Annotated in this window: 20 protein-coding genes; 6 read left to right on the plus strand and 14 right to left on the minus strand. The window is 64.7% G+C overall.

What is annotated here, in order from left to right; translation table 11 throughout:
• Nucleotides 1–91: 91 nt before the first annotated feature.
• The 3 genes from QDT69_RS21090 to QDT69_RS21100 all read right to left on the minus strand — a co-directional run bounded on the left by QDT69_RS21090 (nucleotide 92) and on the right by QDT69_RS21100 (nucleotide 2,454).
• Nucleotides 92–946, minus strand: coding sequence for an amidohydrolase family protein (locus QDT69_RS21090; protein WP_279708386.1), 855 nt, complete (start codon nucleotides 944–946; stop codon nucleotides 92–94).
• A complete protein-coding gene (locus QDT69_RS21095) occupies nucleotides 943–1,980 on the minus strand; it encodes an aldo/keto reductase (protein ID WP_279708387.1) in 1,038 nt (345 codons plus the stop codon). The genes QDT69_RS21090 and QDT69_RS21095 overlap by 4 nt, the downstream gene beginning before the upstream one ends.
• Before the next feature lie 156 nt (nucleotides 1,981–2,136).
• Complete coding sequence (locus QDT69_RS21100; RefSeq protein WP_279708388.1) at nucleotides 2,137–2,454, minus strand: monooxygenase; 318 nt, start codon at nucleotides 2,452–2,454, stop codon at nucleotides 2,137–2,139.
• 81 nt (nucleotides 2,455–2,535) lie between these two features.
• Between QDT69_RS21100 and QDT69_RS21105 the strand changes: the two genes are divergently transcribed.
• Together QDT69_RS21105 and QDT69_RS21110 are read left to right on the plus strand one after the other, a co-directional pair.
• Nucleotides 2,536–3,111, plus strand: a complete 576-nt coding sequence (locus QDT69_RS21105) for a TetR/AcrR family transcriptional regulator (protein WP_279708389.1) — start codon at nucleotides 2,536–2,538, stop codon at nucleotides 3,109–3,111.
• Between the two features lie 38 nt (nucleotides 3,112–3,149).
• Entirely contained in the window at nucleotides 3,150–3,554 is a 405-nt protein-coding gene (locus QDT69_RS21110; RefSeq protein ID WP_279708390.1) for a GFA family protein, read from the plus strand.
• A gap of 19 nt (nucleotides 3,555–3,573) precedes the next feature.
• Here the strand turns inward: QDT69_RS21110 and QDT69_RS21115 are convergent, their stop codons facing one another.
• From QDT69_RS21115 to QDT69_RS21150, 8 genes are all read right to left on the minus strand, one after another.
• Nucleotides 3,574–4,413, minus strand: a complete 840-nt coding sequence (locus QDT69_RS21115) for a class I SAM-dependent methyltransferase (RefSeq protein ID WP_279708391.1) — start codon at nucleotides 4,411–4,413, stop codon at nucleotides 3,574–3,576.
• Nucleotides 4,414–4,465: 52 nt separating this feature from the next.
• A complete protein-coding gene (locus QDT69_RS21120) occupies nucleotides 4,466–5,323 on the minus strand; it encodes an alpha/beta hydrolase (protein WP_279708392.1) in 858 nt (285 codons plus the stop codon).
• A gap of 83 nt (nucleotides 5,324–5,406) precedes the next feature.
• Complete coding sequence (locus QDT69_RS21125; RefSeq protein WP_279708393.1) at nucleotides 5,407–6,468, minus strand: hypothetical protein; 1,062 nt, start codon at nucleotides 6,466–6,468, stop codon at nucleotides 5,407–5,409.
• Nucleotides 6,469–6,660: 192 nt separating this feature from the next.
• Nucleotides 6,661–7,782, minus strand: a complete 1,122-nt coding sequence (locus tag QDT69_RS21130) for a branched-chain amino acid ABC transporter substrate-binding protein (RefSeq protein ID WP_279708394.1) — start codon at nucleotides 7,780–7,782, stop codon at nucleotides 6,661–6,663.
• Between the two features lie 228 nt (nucleotides 7,783–8,010).
• A complete protein-coding gene (locus QDT69_RS21135; RefSeq protein WP_279708395.1) occupies nucleotides 8,011–8,562 on the minus strand; it encodes a hypothetical protein in 552 nt (183 codons plus the stop codon).
• Nucleotides 8,531–9,745, minus strand: a complete 1,215-nt coding sequence (locus QDT69_RS21140) for an acyl-CoA dehydrogenase family protein (RefSeq protein ID WP_279708396.1) — start codon at nucleotides 9,743–9,745, stop codon at nucleotides 8,531–8,533. Before QDT69_RS21140 ends, QDT69_RS21135 begins: the two co-directional genes overlap by 32 nt.
• A gap of 172 nt (nucleotides 9,746–9,917) precedes the next feature.
• Nucleotides 9,918–10,937 carry a DUF4424 domain-containing protein gene (locus tag QDT69_RS21145; protein ID WP_279708397.1) on the minus strand — a complete coding sequence of 340 codons (1,020 nt, stop codon included), beginning with the start codon at nucleotides 10,935–10,937 and terminating at the stop codon, nucleotides 9,918–9,920.
• Between the two features lie 37 nt (nucleotides 10,938–10,974).
• Nucleotides 10,975–11,415 carry a hypothetical protein gene (locus tag QDT69_RS21150; protein WP_279708398.1) on the minus strand — a complete coding sequence of 147 codons (441 nt, stop codon included), beginning with the start codon at nucleotides 11,413–11,415 and terminating at the stop codon, nucleotides 10,975–10,977.
• A 349-nt stretch (nucleotides 11,416–11,764) separates the two neighbouring features.
• Between QDT69_RS21150 and QDT69_RS21155 the strand changes: the two genes are divergently transcribed.
• Nucleotides 11,765–11,998, plus strand: coding sequence for a hypothetical protein (locus tag QDT69_RS21155; RefSeq protein ID WP_279708399.1), 234 nt, complete (start codon nucleotides 11,765–11,767; stop codon nucleotides 11,996–11,998).
• Nucleotides 11,999–12,030: 32 nt separating this feature from the next.
• Here QDT69_RS21155 and QDT69_RS21160 read toward each other — a convergent pair whose 3' ends face one another.
• The gene (locus QDT69_RS21160) at nucleotides 12,031–13,005 is read right to left on the minus strand and encodes an AraC family transcriptional regulator (protein WP_279708400.1); all 975 of its coding nucleotides are present in this window, start codon (nucleotides 13,003–13,005) and stop codon (nucleotides 12,031–12,033) included.
• A 241-nt stretch (nucleotides 13,006–13,246) separates the two neighbouring features.
• Between QDT69_RS21160 and QDT69_RS21165 the strand changes: the two genes are divergently transcribed.
• Entirely contained in the window at nucleotides 13,247–13,648 is a 402-nt protein-coding gene (locus QDT69_RS21165) for a hypothetical protein (RefSeq protein WP_279708401.1), read from the plus strand.
• On the opposite strand, the gene QDT69_RS21170 is transcribed toward QDT69_RS21165, so the two are convergent.
• Nucleotides 13,645–14,625, minus strand: coding sequence for an AraC family transcriptional regulator (locus tag QDT69_RS21170; RefSeq protein ID WP_279708402.1), 981 nt, complete (start codon nucleotides 14,623–14,625; stop codon nucleotides 13,645–13,647). The genes QDT69_RS21165 and QDT69_RS21170 overlap by 4 nt on opposite strands.
• Before the next feature lie 392 nt (nucleotides 14,626–15,017).
• Between QDT69_RS21170 and paaG the strand changes: the two genes are divergently transcribed.
• Both paaG and paaZ read left to right on the plus strand, forming a co-directional pair.
• Complete coding sequence (paaG, locus tag QDT69_RS21175; RefSeq protein ID WP_279708403.1) at nucleotides 15,018–15,809, plus strand: 2-(1,2-epoxy-1,2-dihydrophenyl)acetyl-CoA isomerase PaaG; 792 nt, start codon at nucleotides 15,018–15,020, stop codon at nucleotides 15,807–15,809.
• A 113-nt stretch (nucleotides 15,810–15,922) separates the two neighbouring features.
• Nucleotides 15,923–17,950: a phenylacetic acid degradation bifunctional protein PaaZ gene (paaZ, locus tag QDT69_RS21180; RefSeq protein WP_279708545.1), complete on the plus strand. Its 2,028-nt coding sequence runs from the start codon at nucleotides 15,923–15,925 to the stop codon at nucleotides 17,948–17,950.
• 393 nt (nucleotides 17,951–18,343) lie between these two features.
• Here the strand turns inward: paaZ and QDT69_RS21185 are convergent, their stop codons facing one another.
• Complete coding sequence (locus QDT69_RS21185; protein WP_279708404.1) at nucleotides 18,344–18,997, minus strand: TetR/AcrR family transcriptional regulator; 654 nt, start codon at nucleotides 18,995–18,997, stop codon at nucleotides 18,344–18,346.
• Nucleotides 18,998–19,037 lie beyond the last annotated feature (40 nt).

The following is a 19,037-nucleotide window of genomic DNA, read 5'->3' on the forward strand; positions in this document are numbered from 1 at the left end:
CCAAATCACGACGACGCGGACGCCGCTTATGAACCATCCCGGATTGATTCATCAAGGCGCGCTGTGGATCAAATTGGGCGCAGGCTGCAATCTATTTCCGGGATGTTGGCCGCCCGCGGCTTGACAAATAGATGCGCGCCGCATTGCCGCCGAAAATCGCAGCTCTTGCCTCACTTGACAAATCAGCAAGCAGCCTCTGCGCCGCCGCGAACCAGTGCGCATAGCCGCCGGCGAGATTGACGACGGGCCAGTCGCTGCCCCACAGTAGCCGCTGCGGACCGAAGCATGCCAATGCATGATGCACCGCCTCGCGCAGATCGGCGACCTGCCAGTTCGGCGCGGCCTCGGTCGCAAGGCCCGACAGCTTGCAGACGACGTTGGCCCGTGCGGCAAGGCGCGCGATGTCGTCCTTCCAGGCCGCGATCTCGCCGGTTGCGAGCCGTGGCTTGCCGAAATGGTCGAGCACGAATTGCAGGTCCGGATGGCGATCGACCACCTGAACGAGCCGCGGCAGATGGCGCGGCAACACCAGCGCATCGAACACGAGGTCGTGCCGCACCATGGCCTCGAGCGGCGCCGCCAGTTCAGGGCGCAGCAGCCAGTCGTCGTCGGCGATGTCCTGCACCATCGGCCGCAGGCCGACCAGCAGTTCGCGTTCGGCGATCGCATCGACCCGGTCCGCGGCATCGGGCGCATCGAAATCGATCCAGCCGACCACGCCGCGCACCGGTTCCGAGCTCTTCGCGACGTCGAGCATGAATGCCGTCTCCGCCTCGGTCGGTGCGGCCTGCACCAGGATCGTGCCCTCGATCGCAGCCGCGGCGAGATGCGGCATCAGGTCGGCCAGGCCGAAGTCGCGATAGATCGGCCCGCGCTCGGGCGTCAGCCAGCCATAATCGGCACGCGCCAGGGTCCAGACATGGTGATGGGCATCGATCCGCATCATGTCGGCACCGGCGCATGCTGGTCGAGCAGGCCCTCGGCCTTCAGGTCGCGCCACAGCGCAGCAGGGACCGAGGCCGAGAGCGCGGCAGCATTGCGCTCGACCTCCTGCGGCGCCTGCGCGCCGAGCACGACGCTTGCGACCGCCGGATGGCCGAGCGCGAAATGCAGCGCCGCGGTCGGCAGCGCCACGCCATGCGCGCGGCAGACGCGCTCGATCGCCGCCACCTTCTGCATCACGTCGGGTGGCGCGTCCTTGTAATTGTACTTAGCGCCGGCCACCGCGCCGGTCGCCAGGATGCCGGAATTGAACACGCCGCCGAGCATCATGCCGATGCCTTGCTTCTCCGCCAGCGGCAGGAATTCGGCAAGCGCCGGCTGCTCCAGCAGCGAATAGCGGCCAGCGAGCAGCATGGTGTCGAACGTTCCCGCCTTGGCGAAGCGCACGCACATCTCGGCCTCGTTGACGCCGATCCCGATGCCCTTGACCACGCGTTCCGAACGCAGCCTGTCGAGCGCAACATAGGCGCCCTCCATCGCCTCGCGGAATCGGGCTTCGATGGCATCGGCGCCATGGGTCCAGACGTCGACGTCGTGGATCAAGAGCAAGTCGATATGATCGGTGCCGAGCCGCAGCAGCGACTGCTCCACCGAGCGCATGGTGCCGTCATAGGAATAGTCGACCACCGCACGATGCGGCTGGCCGCCGACGAAATTGGAGCCGTCGCCGCGGCCGTGGAACGGGTCCATCCAGCGCCCGACCTTGGTGCAGACGACGATGTCGTCGCGCGCCACGCGGCGCAGCGCGGTGCCGCAGCGATGTTCGGCGAGGCCATGGCCGTAGAGCGGCGAGGAATCGAGCAGGTTCACGCCCAGCGCAAATGCCCGCTCCATCGCGGCGATCGCAGCCGTGTCGTCGAGCCGCGCAAAGAGATCGCCGAGCGGTGCGGTGCCGAAACCGAGAATGGAAACATCGAGCCCGGTGCGGCCGAGCCTGCGGCGCGGCAGCGCTGGATGTGAAGATGGAGTCTGGTTCACCGTGACGGCTCCCTTGCAGTTTTCTTGCTTGCAGGGAGAGTAGCCTTGTGGACGCATCAAGCACAAGCGGATGCGCGCGGCGCATCACACGCGGACATGCGCCGCCGGGCGGCGGTCGAAAGTTCCGCCGTTGTCAATTGACGCGACGACGTCTTCCTAGTCGTCGCCGGAGCTGATCTGCTCGGCGACGTTGTCGACCACCACGGGGCTTTCGAAATAGGTCACCGTCGGATCGGCGCCGTACTTCTCGCGGGCGCGGGCGCGCCACGCATCGGTGTACAAAGCTTCCGCCTCGCTCCGCGAGTTCCAGAAATAGATGCCGCCCGCGGTCATGCCGTCTTCGGACAGCACATAGGTCTTGCGAAACAATCCCTGTACGCCGCGATAGATCGGCGCGGTGCTGAGGAAGATGGTGCGCGCTTCCTCGCGCGTTATCGGCTTGGGCAATTTGAAAGACGTGACGGCGGTAATCATGCTGATCTCCCGAGGCATCATTCTTGACATAGTTGTCAATTTTGACGATAGTGTCAATGATACTCAGGCGGAGTGAGTCGGATGGTGGGCGTGCGTCAGTTCAACGAGAACGAGGTGATTGCGACGGCGCTCGACGTGTTCTGGCGCAAGGGCCTGCACGACGCGACGATGCAGGACCTCGCCGCCGCGACCGGCGTGCAGCGCGGCAGCCTCTACAATGCCTATGGCGACAAGGAAGCAATCTTCCTGCGCGCCTTCGATCAATATACCGGGCAATTCCTGGAAGCGGCCGGTCATGCGCTGGCTCACGCCGACACGATGACCGCTTTGCGAAATTTCTTCGACATGATCATCGTCAACATGACCGACGGCTCGCCAGCGCGCGGATGCCTGACGACGCGCACCGCGCTTGATGCGGCGATCTCGAGCACCGAGGTACGTCAGCGCGTGCAGGATGTGCTGGGCCGGCTCGAGCAATTGATCGGCAAGACCCTCAGCGCGGCTCCGGGCCGGCGACGTGCTGCGGATGCCAACCGGTTGGCGCGGGTCATCGTGACCTTCACGCGCGGCCTCGCCGTGATGGAGCGCGCCGGTTACAGCCGCAAGCAGCTGAAGGAATCGGCTGCGACCTTCGTCGACGCGGTGATGGGCGCCTGAGGGAGATTTGTCAGGTCAGCGTTTTGGGAGGAAACATCATGCAGGATCGAAAGGGCGGCTGCCTGTGCGGCGCCGTGCGCTACGAATTGAAGGCCGAACCGCGCGGCATCGCAATCTGTCACTGCACGCATTGCCGGCGGCTGAGCGGTAGCCTGTTCTCGCTCAACGTCGTGGTCCGCGAGGCCGAGTATCAGCAATCCGGCGAGACCGCCGTCTTCATCAACGGGGGTGACAGCGGTCACCCGGTCAAGCGCCATTTCTGCGGCGGCTGCGGCTCGCCGATCCTGGCGAAGACCGCGCTGATGCCGGGCAAGGTCGTGGTCAAGGCCGGCACGCTCGACAGCATGGACGGTCTGCAGCCGCAGATCGAGATCTATACCGATCGGGCCGCGACCTGGCTCGCACCGGTCGCGGGCGCCGCACGCTTCGCGCAGAATGTGTGACGGCCGCGGCCCGCGGCAATCAGGCCGCCTGCTTGCGCGACCAGGCGCCGACGAAGGTGGGCAGCGCGAAGACCCCCTGCATGCCGACCACTTCGGTGCGAAGACGCTCGGCAAAACTATCCAGTGCCAGCTCCGCCTCGGTGGCGACGCCGAGCTTGACGATATGCGGCTGGTTGCTGCGCAGGCCGCTCGCCATGTAGTCGTAGCCGTCGAAATCGATGCCGCCTCCCACCGGCGCAAACAGGCTCATGCGCGGCGCGGGAAGCCCGGCCGCGACGAAGGTGCCGTGCAACGATAGTCCCATCCGCTTGTTCAGCCCGGCGCGGTGGAACATCTCTTTCACATAACCCCAGGCCTGCGACAGCAGCGGCGACGGCGGGTTGGCGATCGGCCCCTCGCCCCAGTCGAGATCCTGAAACGCCACGATGCCGCCAGGCTTGACGTGGGCGAGCAATTGTCGAACCAGCGCCGCGGGATCCTTCACGTAGATCAGCACGAGCCGGCCGACGACCGCATCGAAATCCCGCTCCAGCTCGATCGTGCCGATGTCGCCGACCCGGAATGACACCTGGCTCAAGCCGAGCGAGCGCGCGGTGGCCGCAGCCTCGTCGACGATGGCGGGATTGCTGTCGACGCCGACGACCGTCCCGCTCTTACCGACCAGGCTTGCGGCGATGAAGGACACGTTGCCGGCACCGCTTCCGACGTCGAGCACCTTCATGCCCGGCGCGAGCCCGGCCTCCTTCAGAAGCTGCCATGTCGACGAATCGTAGAGCTGCGACTGGCGCTTGAGCCTGTCGGTCTCCGCGGTCGAGCGCCCCATCACGTAGTTCGGATCGTAGCCGGACGTCTCTTGCATGAATGATCCCGCCTTCGGTTCGTGAATCTGAGGTACTGGATCGCGCCCGCGCTCACCGCGACAGCAGGCTCGACAGGAAAGCTTGCAGGTCTGCCGCGAAGCGTTGCTCGAATGCGATGGCGCGGTGGGGTGAATGGCCGCATCCCTCATAGCGAACGATGTCGGCACGCGGATTGGCATACGCGAGGCGCGCCTCGTGATCCCTGAGAAACGCCGCGCCACATCCCGGATCGGCCTGGACAATCCTGACCGGACACAGGAATTCCCGCTCGGTCGGGATCGCCGCCAGGACGGCGCCCGCAACGTTTCCATCGGCCCAGCACCGCCCGTCCTGCCGCTGCAGCGCAGAGGCGTGACTGAGCAGATGACGTGGGCCGTAATGATCGCGTCCGATTCCGCCCATCGGCGTCGGAGAGTCGGAAACGAACGCAAGATACGTGCCGAGCGGCGCGCGCGCTTGCTGCCACGTCGCCTGACGCGCGCTGGCGATGGAAAACAGTTTTGGGAAGGCCGATTTCTCCCACTCCCCCGGTTGTCCCAGATACCAAGGCGGATCCTCGAGCAAGGCGGCGCGTACATTGGCGTCACCGCTCTGCGCCAGCACACCGGCAACGCAGCCGCCGAGCGAGTGGCCGACAATCACCGCCGGACGCCCGATTGCGGCCAACGCGGTCGTCGCATCCGAAACATAGGCGGCGAGATCATAGTCCGGGGCACGATCCGAGTGCCCGTGGCCGCGGAAATCCAGGGTCCAGACCCGATATCGATCCTTCAGCCGGCCGGCGATTTCCTGCCAGGTGTCCCGGCTCAGCGACAGGCCGTGCAGAAACAGGATCGGTTCGCCGTCCGTCGGGCCATGGACGGATGCGGCGAGCCTGATGCCGTGATTGTCGAGCGCGATATCGGTCACCGAACATCTCCGTTACGAAATACGAGCAACACCGGGCATCGGCCGGCAGGCTTGCTGCTCGGCACGACACGCGAACGGCAGTCTCAGCGTCCGATCTGCCGGAACTTGTCAGAGAGGCCGTCGAGATAGCCGACCCAGGTCGAATTGATCGGCTGGTGCTCGATCAGCACGTGAAAGCGGATCATCATGCAGATCAGGAACAGCGGCTGGATGAATGCGGCGCGCACCGTCACGGCCAGCAGGGCCGCGATGAACACGGTGACGATGGCACCATACTCCCTGACCGCCTCCGGCAACCAGACCGTCACCAGCCCGGCAGGGACCAGCAGCAGCAGGCAAAGCAGGATGCTCAGGATCCGTTCGACGATGACCATCCAAACCGACGTGGTCAGGATCGGCTTGGCATTCTGGCAATAATAGACCAGCCCGTCCTGGATATTGCGCCTCGGATCGTCGCCGCCGCGCGCCAGATCGTATGACAGCACCACCTTGTCCAGATAGCGCGTCGCGGCCGACAGGATGGTGTTGAGCAGGCCGACGATCGCCTTCATGCCGGGGGCCGGCAGCCAATCGCCGAGCGTATCGAGCGCATTGTGAAACGCACGCAGCACGGCGCGGATCAGCGCATTGAGCCCGAACAGGACCGCGACCTCGCCGAACCGGTCCATCACGATCCGGCGGCCATAGGCAAACTGCCCTTCGGTGCCGTTGCCGATGCGGCCATGCGTGATCAGCTCGGTGAGCACGGCGACATGGCCGCAGGCGATCATGTGCAGCGTGTAGCGCAGGATGGCGCCCCAGATCCATCCGCCGAGCAGCAGGATGCCGAGCAGCCAGCAATAGCCGAACACGCTGGCAACATGGGTGCCGAGCCACACCGCGCCGCCCACGGCGACAAAGGCAAACACTGCGCACGCCACAGCAAAGCCCAGCAGCACGCCCCACCGCGCCAGCGCATAAGGCAGGGTCTCGAGCAGCATCTTCAGCGCGGTGCCAAGACCGTGATCGCGCACCAGCAGCGGATAGGAATGCGATGGTCCCTGCGACGATCCCGGAGACGATTCTTGCGTCGATCCTTGGGACTGCCCCGCGGCGCGCCATTCGCCAGAACGACCGCCGCCATTGCTCAGACTCATGTCAGACACGTGTTGCTCTCTTCCGTTGCCGTCGAACGACGTCCGGCGTTGGCAGTCGTTGGGTAAGTCAGTTGGTAGCGTTGGCGCCTGGCGTCACAGCGCCAACACCTCCGGGGCTGGCAGAGGGTTGGTCCGTTGGCGCTGTGAGCCGGCACAGCCGCGACATCGATCAGGGAGGAGCGCCGATGTCGCGGCCAGCGATCATTGACCCGCGGCCGGCAGCTCGGCGTAGTTGCCGTCCTTGTCGCGCCGGTACACGACGTAGTCGATCAGCGTGATGTCGCCCTTCGGCGTGTAGCTGATATTGCCGAGCACGGTGTCCCAGCTTCCGGCCTTGATGGCGGCTGCGACCTTCTTGGCGTCCGTGGTCTTGGCGCGGGTGGCGGCCTGGCTCCAGATCTGGAACGCGGCATAGCTGTAGAGCGTATAGCCGTCCGGATCGATGCCCTTGTCCTTGAACTTCTTCAAGGTCGCGGCCGCGGTCACCTTCTTGCGCGGATCCGGCGAGAAGGTGAACAGCGAGCCCTCGGCAAGCGGACCCGCGATCGCGGCGAACTGCTTGTCGACCAGGGCATCGCCGCCCATCAGCACCGCATTGACGCCCTGCTCGCGCATCTGACGCAGGATCAACGCGGCCTCGGCGTAGTAGCCGCCGACATAAACGAAATCGATCGATTCCTTCTTGAAGCGAGACACCAGCGCGGCAAAGTCCTTGTCGCCCTTGGTGTAGGCTTCATAGAGCTTTTCCTTCACGCCCGCCGCGTTGATGGCGTTCTTGGTTTCGTCGGCAAGGCCTTTGCCGTAGGTCGTCTTGTCGTGAATGATCGCGACGTTCTTGGTCTTGTAGTTCTTGATGATGTAGCCGGCCGCCACCATGCCCTGCTGGTCATCCCGGCCGCAGACGCGGAACGTGTTCCACAACCCGCGTTCGGTGAACAGCGGGTTGGTCGAGCCCGGCGTGATCTCCAGCACGTTGCCCTCGGCGTAGGCGTCAGAGGCGGGAATCGAGGTCGACGAGCAGAAGTGCCCGACGACGAACGGTATCTTCGCGCCTGCCATCTTCTCGGCAACCGACACCGCCTGCTTCGGATCGCAGGCGTCGTCGCCGACTTCCAGTTTCAGCTTCTTGCCGAGCACGCCGCCGGCCGCATTGATGTCGGCAATCGCGAGATCGGCGCCGTTCTTGAACTGCTGGCCGAAGCTCGCCTCCGAGCCGGTCATCGGCCCAACCACGGCAACACTGATATCCTGCGCCATGGCCGCGCTGGACAAAGCCAGGCTTGCGCCAAGCGCAAGACAATATCCTCGAAGTGCAAACTTCATCACATTCTCCTCGATGGTCTCAAGTCGCCTCAATGCATCGCAATCGACTCAACTCGCCGGCTGCGACGGTCACCGGGGGCTGCCTTGTATGCGCGCGGCGGCCGGCAGGCTCGGACAGGGGCGACGGGGGATTGGACATATGCGACATCGGCCAACAATGTGAAACACGTTGCCGTGCATTGGTGCTCAAATCGCACCGAGAAGCTGTCTTGTGTGCGTGACAGCACATCACGGCCGCACCAGCGGCTCGGACTCTTCCGGCTTGACGCCGGCCCCGACCGGCGCGGCGGCCTCGACAGCGCCCTTCAACTCGATCTCGTAGTAGCCGCCGATCTTGATCGCGCCCCATTGCGTCGAGACGGCCAGATTGATGCGTTGTCGCGCCGGCAGATCGGCATCGGTGTGCCGGTGGGCGATGGTGCCCTGAGACAGCATTTCGATGTGGGACAGCCGAACGCCGTCCGCGTTCCAGAAGTCGAAATTGAGATGCTGCGGCAGCGGACGGCCGAACACGCCCATCTCCTTGAAAGCCAGCTCGACATCGACATGGCCCTGGCCTGCCATGAACGTGTAGTAGTGGCCGCGGACATCATTGGTGATGTTGGCGCGATTGATCCCGGCACCGAGCACCGTCGGATGATGCGGATCGGTGGACTGTGCCGATGCGGCGCCGGCCAACGCGCCAGCCCAGAGAAGCAGGCAGCGCGCCGGCTCCGCGATCGTCCTGAACCCGCAGGCGATCGACGGTTCACCGCACGGGGGACAGGGAGCGCGCTTCATCGCGGTCATCCGAGAACAGCAGGGGCGTCGACCGCATGTCCGCGCCGAGATACGCCCCGCCAGCCATCTGATAATTGGCCGGCGCCAGAGCGAGGTGCTGGACCGCAGCATGGACGTCACGCACGCAACGCTCGAGCCCGCAGCTCACGTCGACAGACGCCGAGCCGCCGGCACCGAACATCAGCTCGGTCGCCTGCTTGGCCGTGTTCGCCGCGTGCGTCGATGCCAGCCACAGCTTGGCGCGCTCGGCAACGCTGAGTGCCTTGCCGGCACTGACCGCCTGCCACGCCTCTCCCAGTGTGCCGTAGAGGAACGCCCGCCCAGAGCCCAGCAAGGCCTCGGCGCGTCCGAGATCAGCCTGGACCAATGCATCCTCAGCGAGCAGCTTGCGCGAACGCGACGCGATCTTTCGTCCGACGAGCCCGACCAGGATGTCGATCGCGTGGCGGGCGATGCCGAGCGGCACGGCCGCGAGCGCCGCCCCGAACAGCGCGATGGTCGGAAACGCATAAAGCGGCCCCTGCTCCACCGGCGGCTCGCGAAACGAGAGCGACCGCGCGGACGGCACGAAAGCATCCGCGATCGCATAGTCATGGCTGCCGGTGCCGCGCAGCCCGATGCTGTGCCAGGTGTCAAGGATCTCGCATTGCGCGGTCGGAAACAGCATGAAGCGCATCACGGGGGTGCCATCGGGGTGCAAGCGCGGTTGATCGCCGTCGAGGATCCGGCAGTTGCCGATCATCCAGCCGGAGTGCTGGCAGCCGCTTCCGAGCGGCCAGCGGCCCGTGACGCGATGACCGCCGTCGACGACCGAAGCTGTGCCCATCGGCCGCAGGGCTCCCGCGGTTCGAACCAGCGGATCACTGCCGTAGATCTCGCGCGCGGCATCCTTGCCAAGATAGCCGCCGAACACGCCATAGATGCCGCCGATGGCCATGCACCATCCCGCGGCACCGTCGGCGCGCGAGATCTCCTCGACCACCCGAACAAGGGTCATCGGGTCCGCCTCCTCGCCGCCGATGGCGCGCGGAATCCAGAGCCGGAAGAGGCCCGCCTGCGCCATCGCCTCGATCAGCGGGACAGCCAGCCGCCGCGATCGCTCACTCTCCTGGGCGGATGCCTGAACCAGCGGCGCGAGCGCCGCGGCAGCATCGACGAAGGATGATCGGATGGTGTCAGTCATGGCTGCCTCGCTGCATCGCTGTCGATCAATCGCCCCCGCAAAGTGATCCGCGGGGGGGGGGCCGCCTTTTAGTCGCCCCGGCGATGCAAGGCTCGGACGGACGCGACGGCGATTGGGACGCATGCGACATCACACAACATTGTTCGCCTTCATTGCGTGCTGCTCGCCTGCGCTAATTCGGATTCGGCACGAAAATGACGATCTTCAGATCTCGCGACGGCGTGAAGTTCGCGTGCCGGACTTCGAAGCGGGTCAGTCCGGTCTTCTTGACACCTTCTGCGCAGAAGCTGACGAAATTACTTGGCTCGCCCTTGTCGACGGTAAGGTGAAAGTCGCCGATCGGCGCCGCCCAGTTCGCACCGGTCGAGAGCACGTACGCAATCGACCGTTCACTGAACGGCGGATAGGGAGCGCGCCTCGTCGCACGCGCGCGCTCAAGGCTGCGGATCAGGTCGTCGTCGATGCAGTATGACGCGAGAAACGCGGGCGCTTCCGGATTGCTGCGCCAGTTATCGGCGCCGATGATCGTTTGCACGGAGCCGCCGACGCTCGGACGATAGGTCTGCTCGAAGGTGATTTCCCGGCCGGCAGGGAAGGTCTGCGTCCAGGTATAGGCCGAGCGCAACGTCCAGGTCGGCAACAGATGATCCTGCATCGGGCCACCACAGCCATAGGTCTCGATCGCGCCGACACCGAGCTTGACGAGCTCGGGCCAGTTCGATTTCGGCACTTTGTCGAGCAGCTCGCCGGCGGGCCCCCTGATCGGCATCAGCGGAATGCCGAGCTTGCGCAGCAGCGCCGTCTGGTCCGCATCGTTCGCGAGCGCCGTCTGCTCGAGATGCGGCGAGGCCGCCTTGCCGTCGACCGTGACGTGGAAGTCGAAGATGTTTTCGGGATCGTCGGTCGGCAGGCCAATATTCTCGTCGCTCTCCTTGCCGGCGATGTCGGGCATCGGGAACGCGATCAGGATCGTCTTGTCGGCGGCCGAGGCGTTGAAGAACCGGTAGACGATCCGGATCTGCTGCTCGGAGATGAACAGATCCTCGGAGCGCATCACGATGTCGGGGTCCTGCTTGAAGCGAAGTCCGCCGGTTTCCAGCGCAGCGGACGTGTCGTTGGCCAGCGCGCACCAGGGCATCAGCCCGGCAAGCAGGACTAGAAAAGCCCCTTTGGCTATCGGAGGCATGGTCATTCCTTCTCTCTTGATTGAGGGAGCAAACTCGCGGCAGTCAGTCGCATCCGTCCTTGACCGGGAAGAAATCCGAGACGTCGACGTACGTCGTCTCGATCGGCAGCACGACCCAACTGTCCATCTCGAGATGACCGCAAAGCTTTACGACAGCGATCGATTTCCGGCCCTGCCAGGCCGTCACCATGAATCCGATCGGGACGGCACTGCGCTCGAAAACATGCAGCTTGGCAATACCGGCGGTAGCGCCGGCCGCAAGCGAGATCGTGATTTCGCCGGCGCTGGTGCCACCAGGCCGGATCGGCGATTGCCGCGCTGGTCCAAACGAGAGTTCGCTCCCTGCTGAGACCGCGACGGTCTGCTGGAATCCGTTTTCGATCCTGAGCACAGGTTTCGCACCCGCGGCCTCGGTGGCGATCGGCGCTATTCCCGCTAGAAGGCAGAACATCACTGATGCTGATCGAACGAACGAAACCGACATGAGCGCAATCCTACCTCAATGAGTGCGCGCAAAGCCGAACCGGTTCGCTGCGTCGTGATGTTTCTCCGAATCCAGTATCGATGCACGCGCACGCGCGCCGTCGCTGCGAACGATATCGAATGGCAAGTACTCTTCCTGTCGCGATCAGACGGAAGTTACCTTTTATGTGCTTCGCGGATGTGCGGCACGGACCGATGCGACACTGATTTGGACATATGCGACATCGGTCCACGACTTGAATCGAATTTGTCTCCGCCTGTATCGTCGACGACGTTCATAGGGATGGACAAGCAGCATGCGCGGATCATATCGGCGGATATTCCGATCGCTCCTGTTGATCGGATCAGCATTGATCGTGATGGCGGCTTCGACGCCCGCATCCGAAGTCGCGATCCGTTGGGACGCTAAAAATGCCTACCGCAAATGCGCCGGCGCGATCGACGGCACGATCGCCTGGCCGTCCGAACCAAAGGCGGCATGCGTCGCCATGCTGATGTGCGCGAATGAGAGCCCGCTGTCCGCGGAGCGTAATCAGCGATTGATCGAACAGATTCGGCGGGTGCCGGGCTGCGGCGAGCCGTAGACAGCGGCCGCAGCCCCAAGGCGCGCGTTCCGTCAGATGCGGCGCGGCGCGGTGCGAATGTCCGATGGCGTCGTACCGTAGCGCCGGCGAAACGTGCGGTTAAAGTAGGACAAGTCGCCGAACCCTGCCTCAAACGCAATGGTGCTGATGCTGCGGCCATTGCTGCGCGGATCGCTCAGCAAGCTATGCGCGCGCACCAGCCGCCGGTCGAGCACAAATTCCGAAAATGTCGTCCCTTCGTCGGCAAACAGCCGCTGAATTTGGCGTGGCGTGATCTTCTGGCGCCTCGCCACGGCGGTCAGGCTGAGGCTGTATTCCCCGATCCTCTCGCCGACGTCAGCCTTGACCGCGGCCAGCCGCGCAGCAGCAAGGCCGCGCCCTTCTGCAACCACCTCCCCGTCCCTGGACGCGCCGATCACCAGCGCCGCAAGGTCGATCACATGGCTGACGACGAGATGTTGCAGCTCCGCGCTCGCCGATCGATAAAGATCGTCGATATCCCGGACATAGTGGGTCAGCAATCGCAGCGCTTCGCTCGAGGGCGGCAGCGGACGCATCAGCGCGTCCTCGGGATTGGGCACCAGTGGTATCAGCGCCTTGCGCGGCAGTCGCAGGCTGATGAGGCGTGACGGCGAGGGGTAGGTCATCGTCGCCGTCTCTGCGGTCGCCATCAGAATTGCCTCTCCGGTGCCGATTGCCTGCTCCCGACCGCGGTGCGACACCAGCCGATTGCCACTGGCGCCGATCACCATCAACAAATCGTCACAGCCATCGAGCAGTTCGCGCGTGCGCTCGACCCGCAGGTTGGCGAACGTCCAGAATCCGATCCCGAGCCCGTGCAGCGCAAACACTCTGGCATCGCTATAGTAAGGGCTGTCGATCAATGGCGCCGGATCGAGCTTCACCATCATGCGCCCGATCCGCTCGCGAAAAATTGCCAATCGCTCGCGCTCCGCCCAATCCGCGGTCGAGTAGCGAAAATCCGAGACATCCGGCGCGTTTGGCATCACCGGCTCTTTTGGTGCGGTGGCGTCGCGCCCGCGATCTGCGGCTGATTTGTGGCAGCTCCGCAACGCCCGGCTCGATTGTGCACGATGTCGTCTCCGTCCAAATGCATGTCGCATCAGTCCATGCGTCGCGTTTCCCAGATGCCTTAAGGATCGGCCGGCAGGTGACCAAGGACCTGCGGCTTAGGAATTTTCGGAAATGGGACAAGGGATGGCATCGAGTTCACCAACTGCAGGAGCAATGCTCGCATCGAACCTCTTGCGTGTCAGCGTCGTCCTCTTTCTCGTCGGGCTTGGCCTTGGCATCGGCATGGGTGTGGCCCAGGATTTCACGCTGGCGCCGGCCCACGCGCATCTCAATCTGCTCGGATTCGTCGCATTGTTCCTTGCCGGGCTTTACTACCATGCGTTTCCCGCCGCGGCCACCGGTCCGCTCGCCAGGATACAGGCCTGGCTCTCCGTGATCGGTGCCGTCATCTTTCCGATCGGAATTGCGGCGATCCGGATCGGTGGCCCGGCTTACGAGCCGGTCGTCGTTGTTGGTTCGCTCATCGTGTTCGTGGGAGCTGCCCTGTTTGCCTTGATCGTTTTCCGCGGCGGAGCACGACGCGATGGGTTGGAATCGAAGATCGATATCGGCTAGCGCATTCGCGGCGCCGCGCGAATATCCGATGGCGTCGCGCCGTAATGCCGGCGGAAGGTGCGGTTGAAGTAGGAGAGATCGCCGAACCCGACCTCGAACGCAATCGTGCCGATGGTGCTGCCGCTGTGGCGTGGATCGGTCAGCAGATGATGCGCGCGCGCCAGGCGCTGACCGAGCACGAATTCCGAGAAGGTCGAACCTGCGCTTTCGAACAGCCTCTGGATATGGCGCGGCGTGAGTTTCAGCCGGGCAGCCACTGCGGACAAAGTGAGATCGCCGTAGCTGAGATTGTCATTGATGTCGGCCTTGACCGCGGCAAGTCGCGCGGCAGCCAGCCCGCCGTCTTGGGCGGCAACCGCGGCATCCCGGTTCGCACCGATGATCAGCGCGCCGAGATCGACCAGATGCTTGACGACGGCGCTGCGCAGCTCGGGCGTCGCCAGCTGGTAGCTGTCGTCGAGCTCCCTGATATAGAGCGCGAGCAGGCGCATGGCCTCGGTATTCGCCGGCAACGGACGGATCAACATGTCTTCGGGATCGTGAACCAGCGATGCGAGCGCCTTGCGCGGCAGCCTGAGGCCGACGAAGCGGCTCGGCGCCACCGGGACCACCATGTTGCCGGCCTCCGCGCTCGACTGCAGCACGGCCTGCCCCGGGCTGAGCTCGATGTCGCGGCCGCGCTGCGACGCGCGAACGTTGCCGCTCGTGATGATCGTCAGCACCAGGTCGTCGGTGCCGTCGAGCAGTTCGCGCGGTCTTGCTATCTTGAGATTGCTGCACGCCCAGGATCCGATGCCGAGCCCGGACAATTCGCGCACATTCGCTTCCGCATGAAACGCGCCGTCGTCGAGCGGCTCGGGATCGAGCTTGACGATCATCCGCCCGATCTGCTCGCGAAAGATCGGCAAGCGATCTCGCTCGCCGAAATGCGCGGTCGAGAATCGAAACCCTGTAATATCGCCCGACTGCATGGTCATAGGCTCGCCCTCGTGGCGGCGGAGGTCGCCGTTGATATGCGGCTGATTTGTGGCGGCGCATACCGCGGCATGGGGGCCATGCAGCGCGGCTGCGAACGTGAACCTTTCACGGGTTCCGCCGATGCCTCGGTCTGACAAGTGTCAAGCGTCCGCGCATAAGCATCGCAAATACGAGGGTCCGGCGCGGCGCGCGAAATTTGCTCCGATCTCGATGGCTTTGTCGCGCCCGAATTCGCGGCCGGGACTAAGATCGTCCTCGCTCCGATAAGCTCGGAGACGGCCGTCCGCATTGGGGCAGGCATAATTTATAATTGACTGACCGGACGGTCAATAGTAATCCGATCGCAGGTCATACGACCTCGGTCGTCAGAAGCCGAGAATGGGAGGTAATCATGGTCAGCGATCTCGTGTTGACCGATATCCGCGCCGGATATCGCGTCCTGACGCTCAACAGGCCCGACCGCCTGAATTCGTTAAGCGCCGATCTGCACGCCGCATTGATGGCCGCGTTGATCGCAGCAGAACAGGACAAGTCCTGCCGCGCCCTGATCCTGACGGGAGCCGGACGCGGGTTCTGCGCCGGGCAGGATCTTTCGGACGGCGTCTTCACGCCGGGCGAGACACCCGATCTCGCAGCGCCAATCGAGAAGTACTACAACCCGCTGGTGCGCAAGCTGCGCAGCATTCCGATGCCGGTCGTGTGCGCCGTCAACGGCGTCGCCGCAGGGGCCGGCGCGAACGTGGCGCTTGCCTGCGATATCGTGATCGCCGCACGGTCGGCCAAGTTCATTCAGGCCTTTGCGAAGCTTGGCCTCGTCCCGGATTCCGGTGGCACCTGGTTCTTGCCGCGGCTGGTCGGCGCAGCGCGGGCGCGCGCACTGGCCATGCTGGCCGAGCCGATCTCGGCGGAACGGGCGGAGGCATGGGGCATGATCTGGAAGGTGGTCGAGGATACCGAGCTGATGACGGAGGCCCACGCCCTCGCCGCCTCGCTCGCGACGCAGCCGACCGACGGTCTTGCGTTGATCAAGCAGGCGCTCGATGCCTCCGAGACCAACACACTCGACGCGCAACTCGATCTCGAGCGCGACCTGCAGGGCCGCGCCGGCCGATCGGCGGATTATGCCGAAGGCGTCACCGCCTTCCTCGACAAGCGCGCGCCGCGCTTCACCGGAAGAGCCTAACACCGATTGAACGTTCCGCCCGCAAGGCGAGACGCATCATTGATCACAAGTCAGAGGATTCGACTTCGATGACACAGCCTCAATCCAGCGGCACTCGGATGTCCGACAACATCATGAAGCTCGACTGCTTCGTGCGCGGCAAGTGGTCCGGCGCGGGCGAACCGGCCGCCGAGATTCACAGCGCCGTCACCGGCGACGTGGTGGCGCTCGCGACCAGGAGCGATCTCGACATGCGCGAGATCCTCGCCTATGGCCGCGCGGTCGGCGGCAAGAATCTCCGCAAGCTGTCGTTCCACCAGCGTGCGGGCGTGCTGAAGGCGCTGGCCGACCATCTGAGCCAGCACAAGGACCGGCTCTACAGGCTCTCGCTGCATGCGGGCGCGACCCGCACCGACGCGATGATCGACGTCGACGGCGGCATCGGCACGCTGTTCGCCTATGCCAGCAAGGGACGCCGCGAGCTTCCGAACACCAGGTACCTGCTCGACGGCAATGTCGAGGGGCTCTCCAAGGGTGGCGCGTTCGCCGGCCAGCACATCGTCACGCCGTTGCACGGCGTCGCGGTGCATATCAACGCATTCAACTTTCCGTGCTGGGGCATGCTGGAGAAGCTGGCGCCCGCGCTGCTCGCCGGCGTTCCCGTCGTCACCAAGCCCGCGACCGTCACCGCCTATGTCGCCTACGAGCTGGCGCGGATGATCACCGAATCCGGAGCACTGCCGGAAGGCGCGCTCCAGTTCATCGTGGGATCGACCGGCGATCTGTTCGACCACCTTACCTGCCAGGACGTGGTGTCGTTCACAGGATCGGCCGACACCTCGCAGAAGCTGCAACGGCATCCGGTCGTTGCGCGCGAAGCTGTCCGGTTCATCGCCGAGCGCGACTCGCTCAACGCCGCGATCCTCGCTCCGGACGCCGTGCCCGGAAGCCCGGAGTTCGATCTCTTCATCAAGGAAGTGGCAAAGGAGATGACGGTCAAGGCCGGGCAGAAATGCACCGCGATCCGCCGCGCACTGGCGCCGTCGGCACAGCTCGATGCCGTGATCACGGCCTTGCGCGACCGTCTGGCAAAGGTCGTGATCGGCAATCCCGAAAGCGACAAGGTCAGGATGGGACCGCTGGTCGGCGTCGCCCAGCGCAGCGATGTGCTTGCCCATGTCGCGAAGCTCCGCACCGAGGCCGAGCTGGTGGCCGGCGATCCCGACAATTTCCCGCTGGTCGACGCCGACGCCAAGCGCGGCGCCTTCGTTCCGCCGCTGCTGCTGCATTGCGCGAAGCCGCTCGCTGCGACCGCGGTCCACGAGATCGAGGCGTTCGGACCTGTTAGCACCGTGATGGGCTATGACGATCTTGACCAGGCCATCGCACTGACCAATCGCGGCGGCGGCAGCCTCGTCGCATCGGTCTACACCCACGATATCCCGACGGCGACCGAACTCACCTTCGGCATCGGCAGCTTCCACGGCCGTGTCGCAATCATCGACCGCGACTGCGCGACCGAGCACACCGGGCACGGCTCGCCGATGCCGCAGATGGTTCACGGCGGCCCGGGCCGCGCCGGCGGCGGCGAGGAGCTGGGCGGCGTCCGCAGCCTGCAGCACTACATGCAACGCACCGCGTTGCAGGGCTCCCCTCGCATGCTGAGCGGCGTCACCGGCCGCTGGTTCAAGGGCAGCCCAATGCTCGAGGGTGACCTGCACCCGTTCCGCTATCACTATGACGATCTGGAGATCGGCCGCACGCTGGTCTCGAAAGCGCGGCAGATCAGCCTCGACGACATCGAGCACTTCGCGCATTTCACCGGCGACACCTTCTACGCCCATATGGACGAGGAAGCGACCAAGGGGCATCCGTTCTTCCCGGGCCGCGTCGCGCATGGCTATTTGCTGCTGTCGTTCGCCGCCGGCCTTTTCGTCGATCCGGACTATGGTCCGGTGCTCGCCAACTACGGTCTCGACTCGCTGCGCTTCGTGAAGCCGGTCCAGCCGGGCGAACAGATCCAGGTGCGGCTGACGGCGAAGGAGAAGACGCCGCGCAACAAGCAGTATGGCGAGGTGCGCTGGGACGTCGAGATCACGACCGGGACCGGCGAGACCGCGGCGACCTACGAGCTGCTGACGATGAATGCGATGCGGAGCTAAAGCCTGATGAGATTAGGTTGAGCTGGAACGGCGTCGAAGGTTCACCTCTCCCTTGGGAGAGGTCGATTTGCGCAGCAAATCGGGTGAGGGGTTATGGTCTATCGAGAGGGCAAGAGCCCTCACCCGGATTGCTTCGCAATCCGACCTCTCCCCAACGGGGAGAGGTGAACCGAGACCGCGCCAAACCGATTCAACCAAAACTCATCCCGCCTTAGAGCGTGACGTCTCCCTCTCCCCGTTCTTACGGGGAGAGGGTTGGGGTGAGGGGCTACCTCCGCGTATGCGGTGACAGCTGTATTTGCGGAGACTCCCCCTCACCCGGATCACATTACGCTTCGCTCCATGCGATCCGACCTCTCCCCGCACGCGGAGCGAGGTGAAGCGAAGCCCACTTCAAAGTAGCTCCGCCTGCCGGCTTCGGCCGGCGGGCTTTGCCTTGCCGCGCGGCCGGGCAGCGGCGGCATCCGCGGCACCGGCCAACACCAGCTGCGCGACGAAGTCGGCGTATTCGGCACGGGTCATCGGCCCGCCCTCGCGGAACCACATATAATGCCAGTTCAGCATGCCGAACACGCTCATCGTCAGCGGCTTGAGCACGCGCTTGTGCTTCGCCGCCGGCACCGCCGCGGCGAGCGCATCCGACATGATCCCGACCAGGATGCGCTCACTCGCAAGCAGCGGCTGCTGCTTGTCCTTCGGCAGCAGCTTGAGGCTTGCGATCTGGACCTGATGCTCGGCGTCGGCATGCCGGTAGAGCTCGAGCAGGGTGGCAACGATCGTCCTGAAGCGCTCGACCGGATCGCCGGCCGACGCGCTCGCCTTGCGAACCGCCGCCGCCAGCGTCTCGAGATGCGACGACAGGATATCGAACAGGATCGCTTCCTTGTCGGGGTAATAGTGATAGAGCAGCGCCTTCGAGACCCCGCACGCATCCGCGATCGTATTCATCGACGTGCCGACATATCCCGATGCGGCAAACAGCTCGGCCGCGCGATGCAGCATCGAGAGGCGCTTGTCGTCGTAGTCCTTGGCGCGCGATCGGGCCATGTCGTTCCGTTCCACCGGCCGCCGTCCGGTCATCGTCAGA

The organism is Bradyrhizobium sp. CER78, assembly GCF_029846235.1.
Classification (GTDB): Bacteria; Pseudomonadota; Alphaproteobacteria; order Rhizobiales; family Xanthobacteraceae; genus Bradyrhizobium.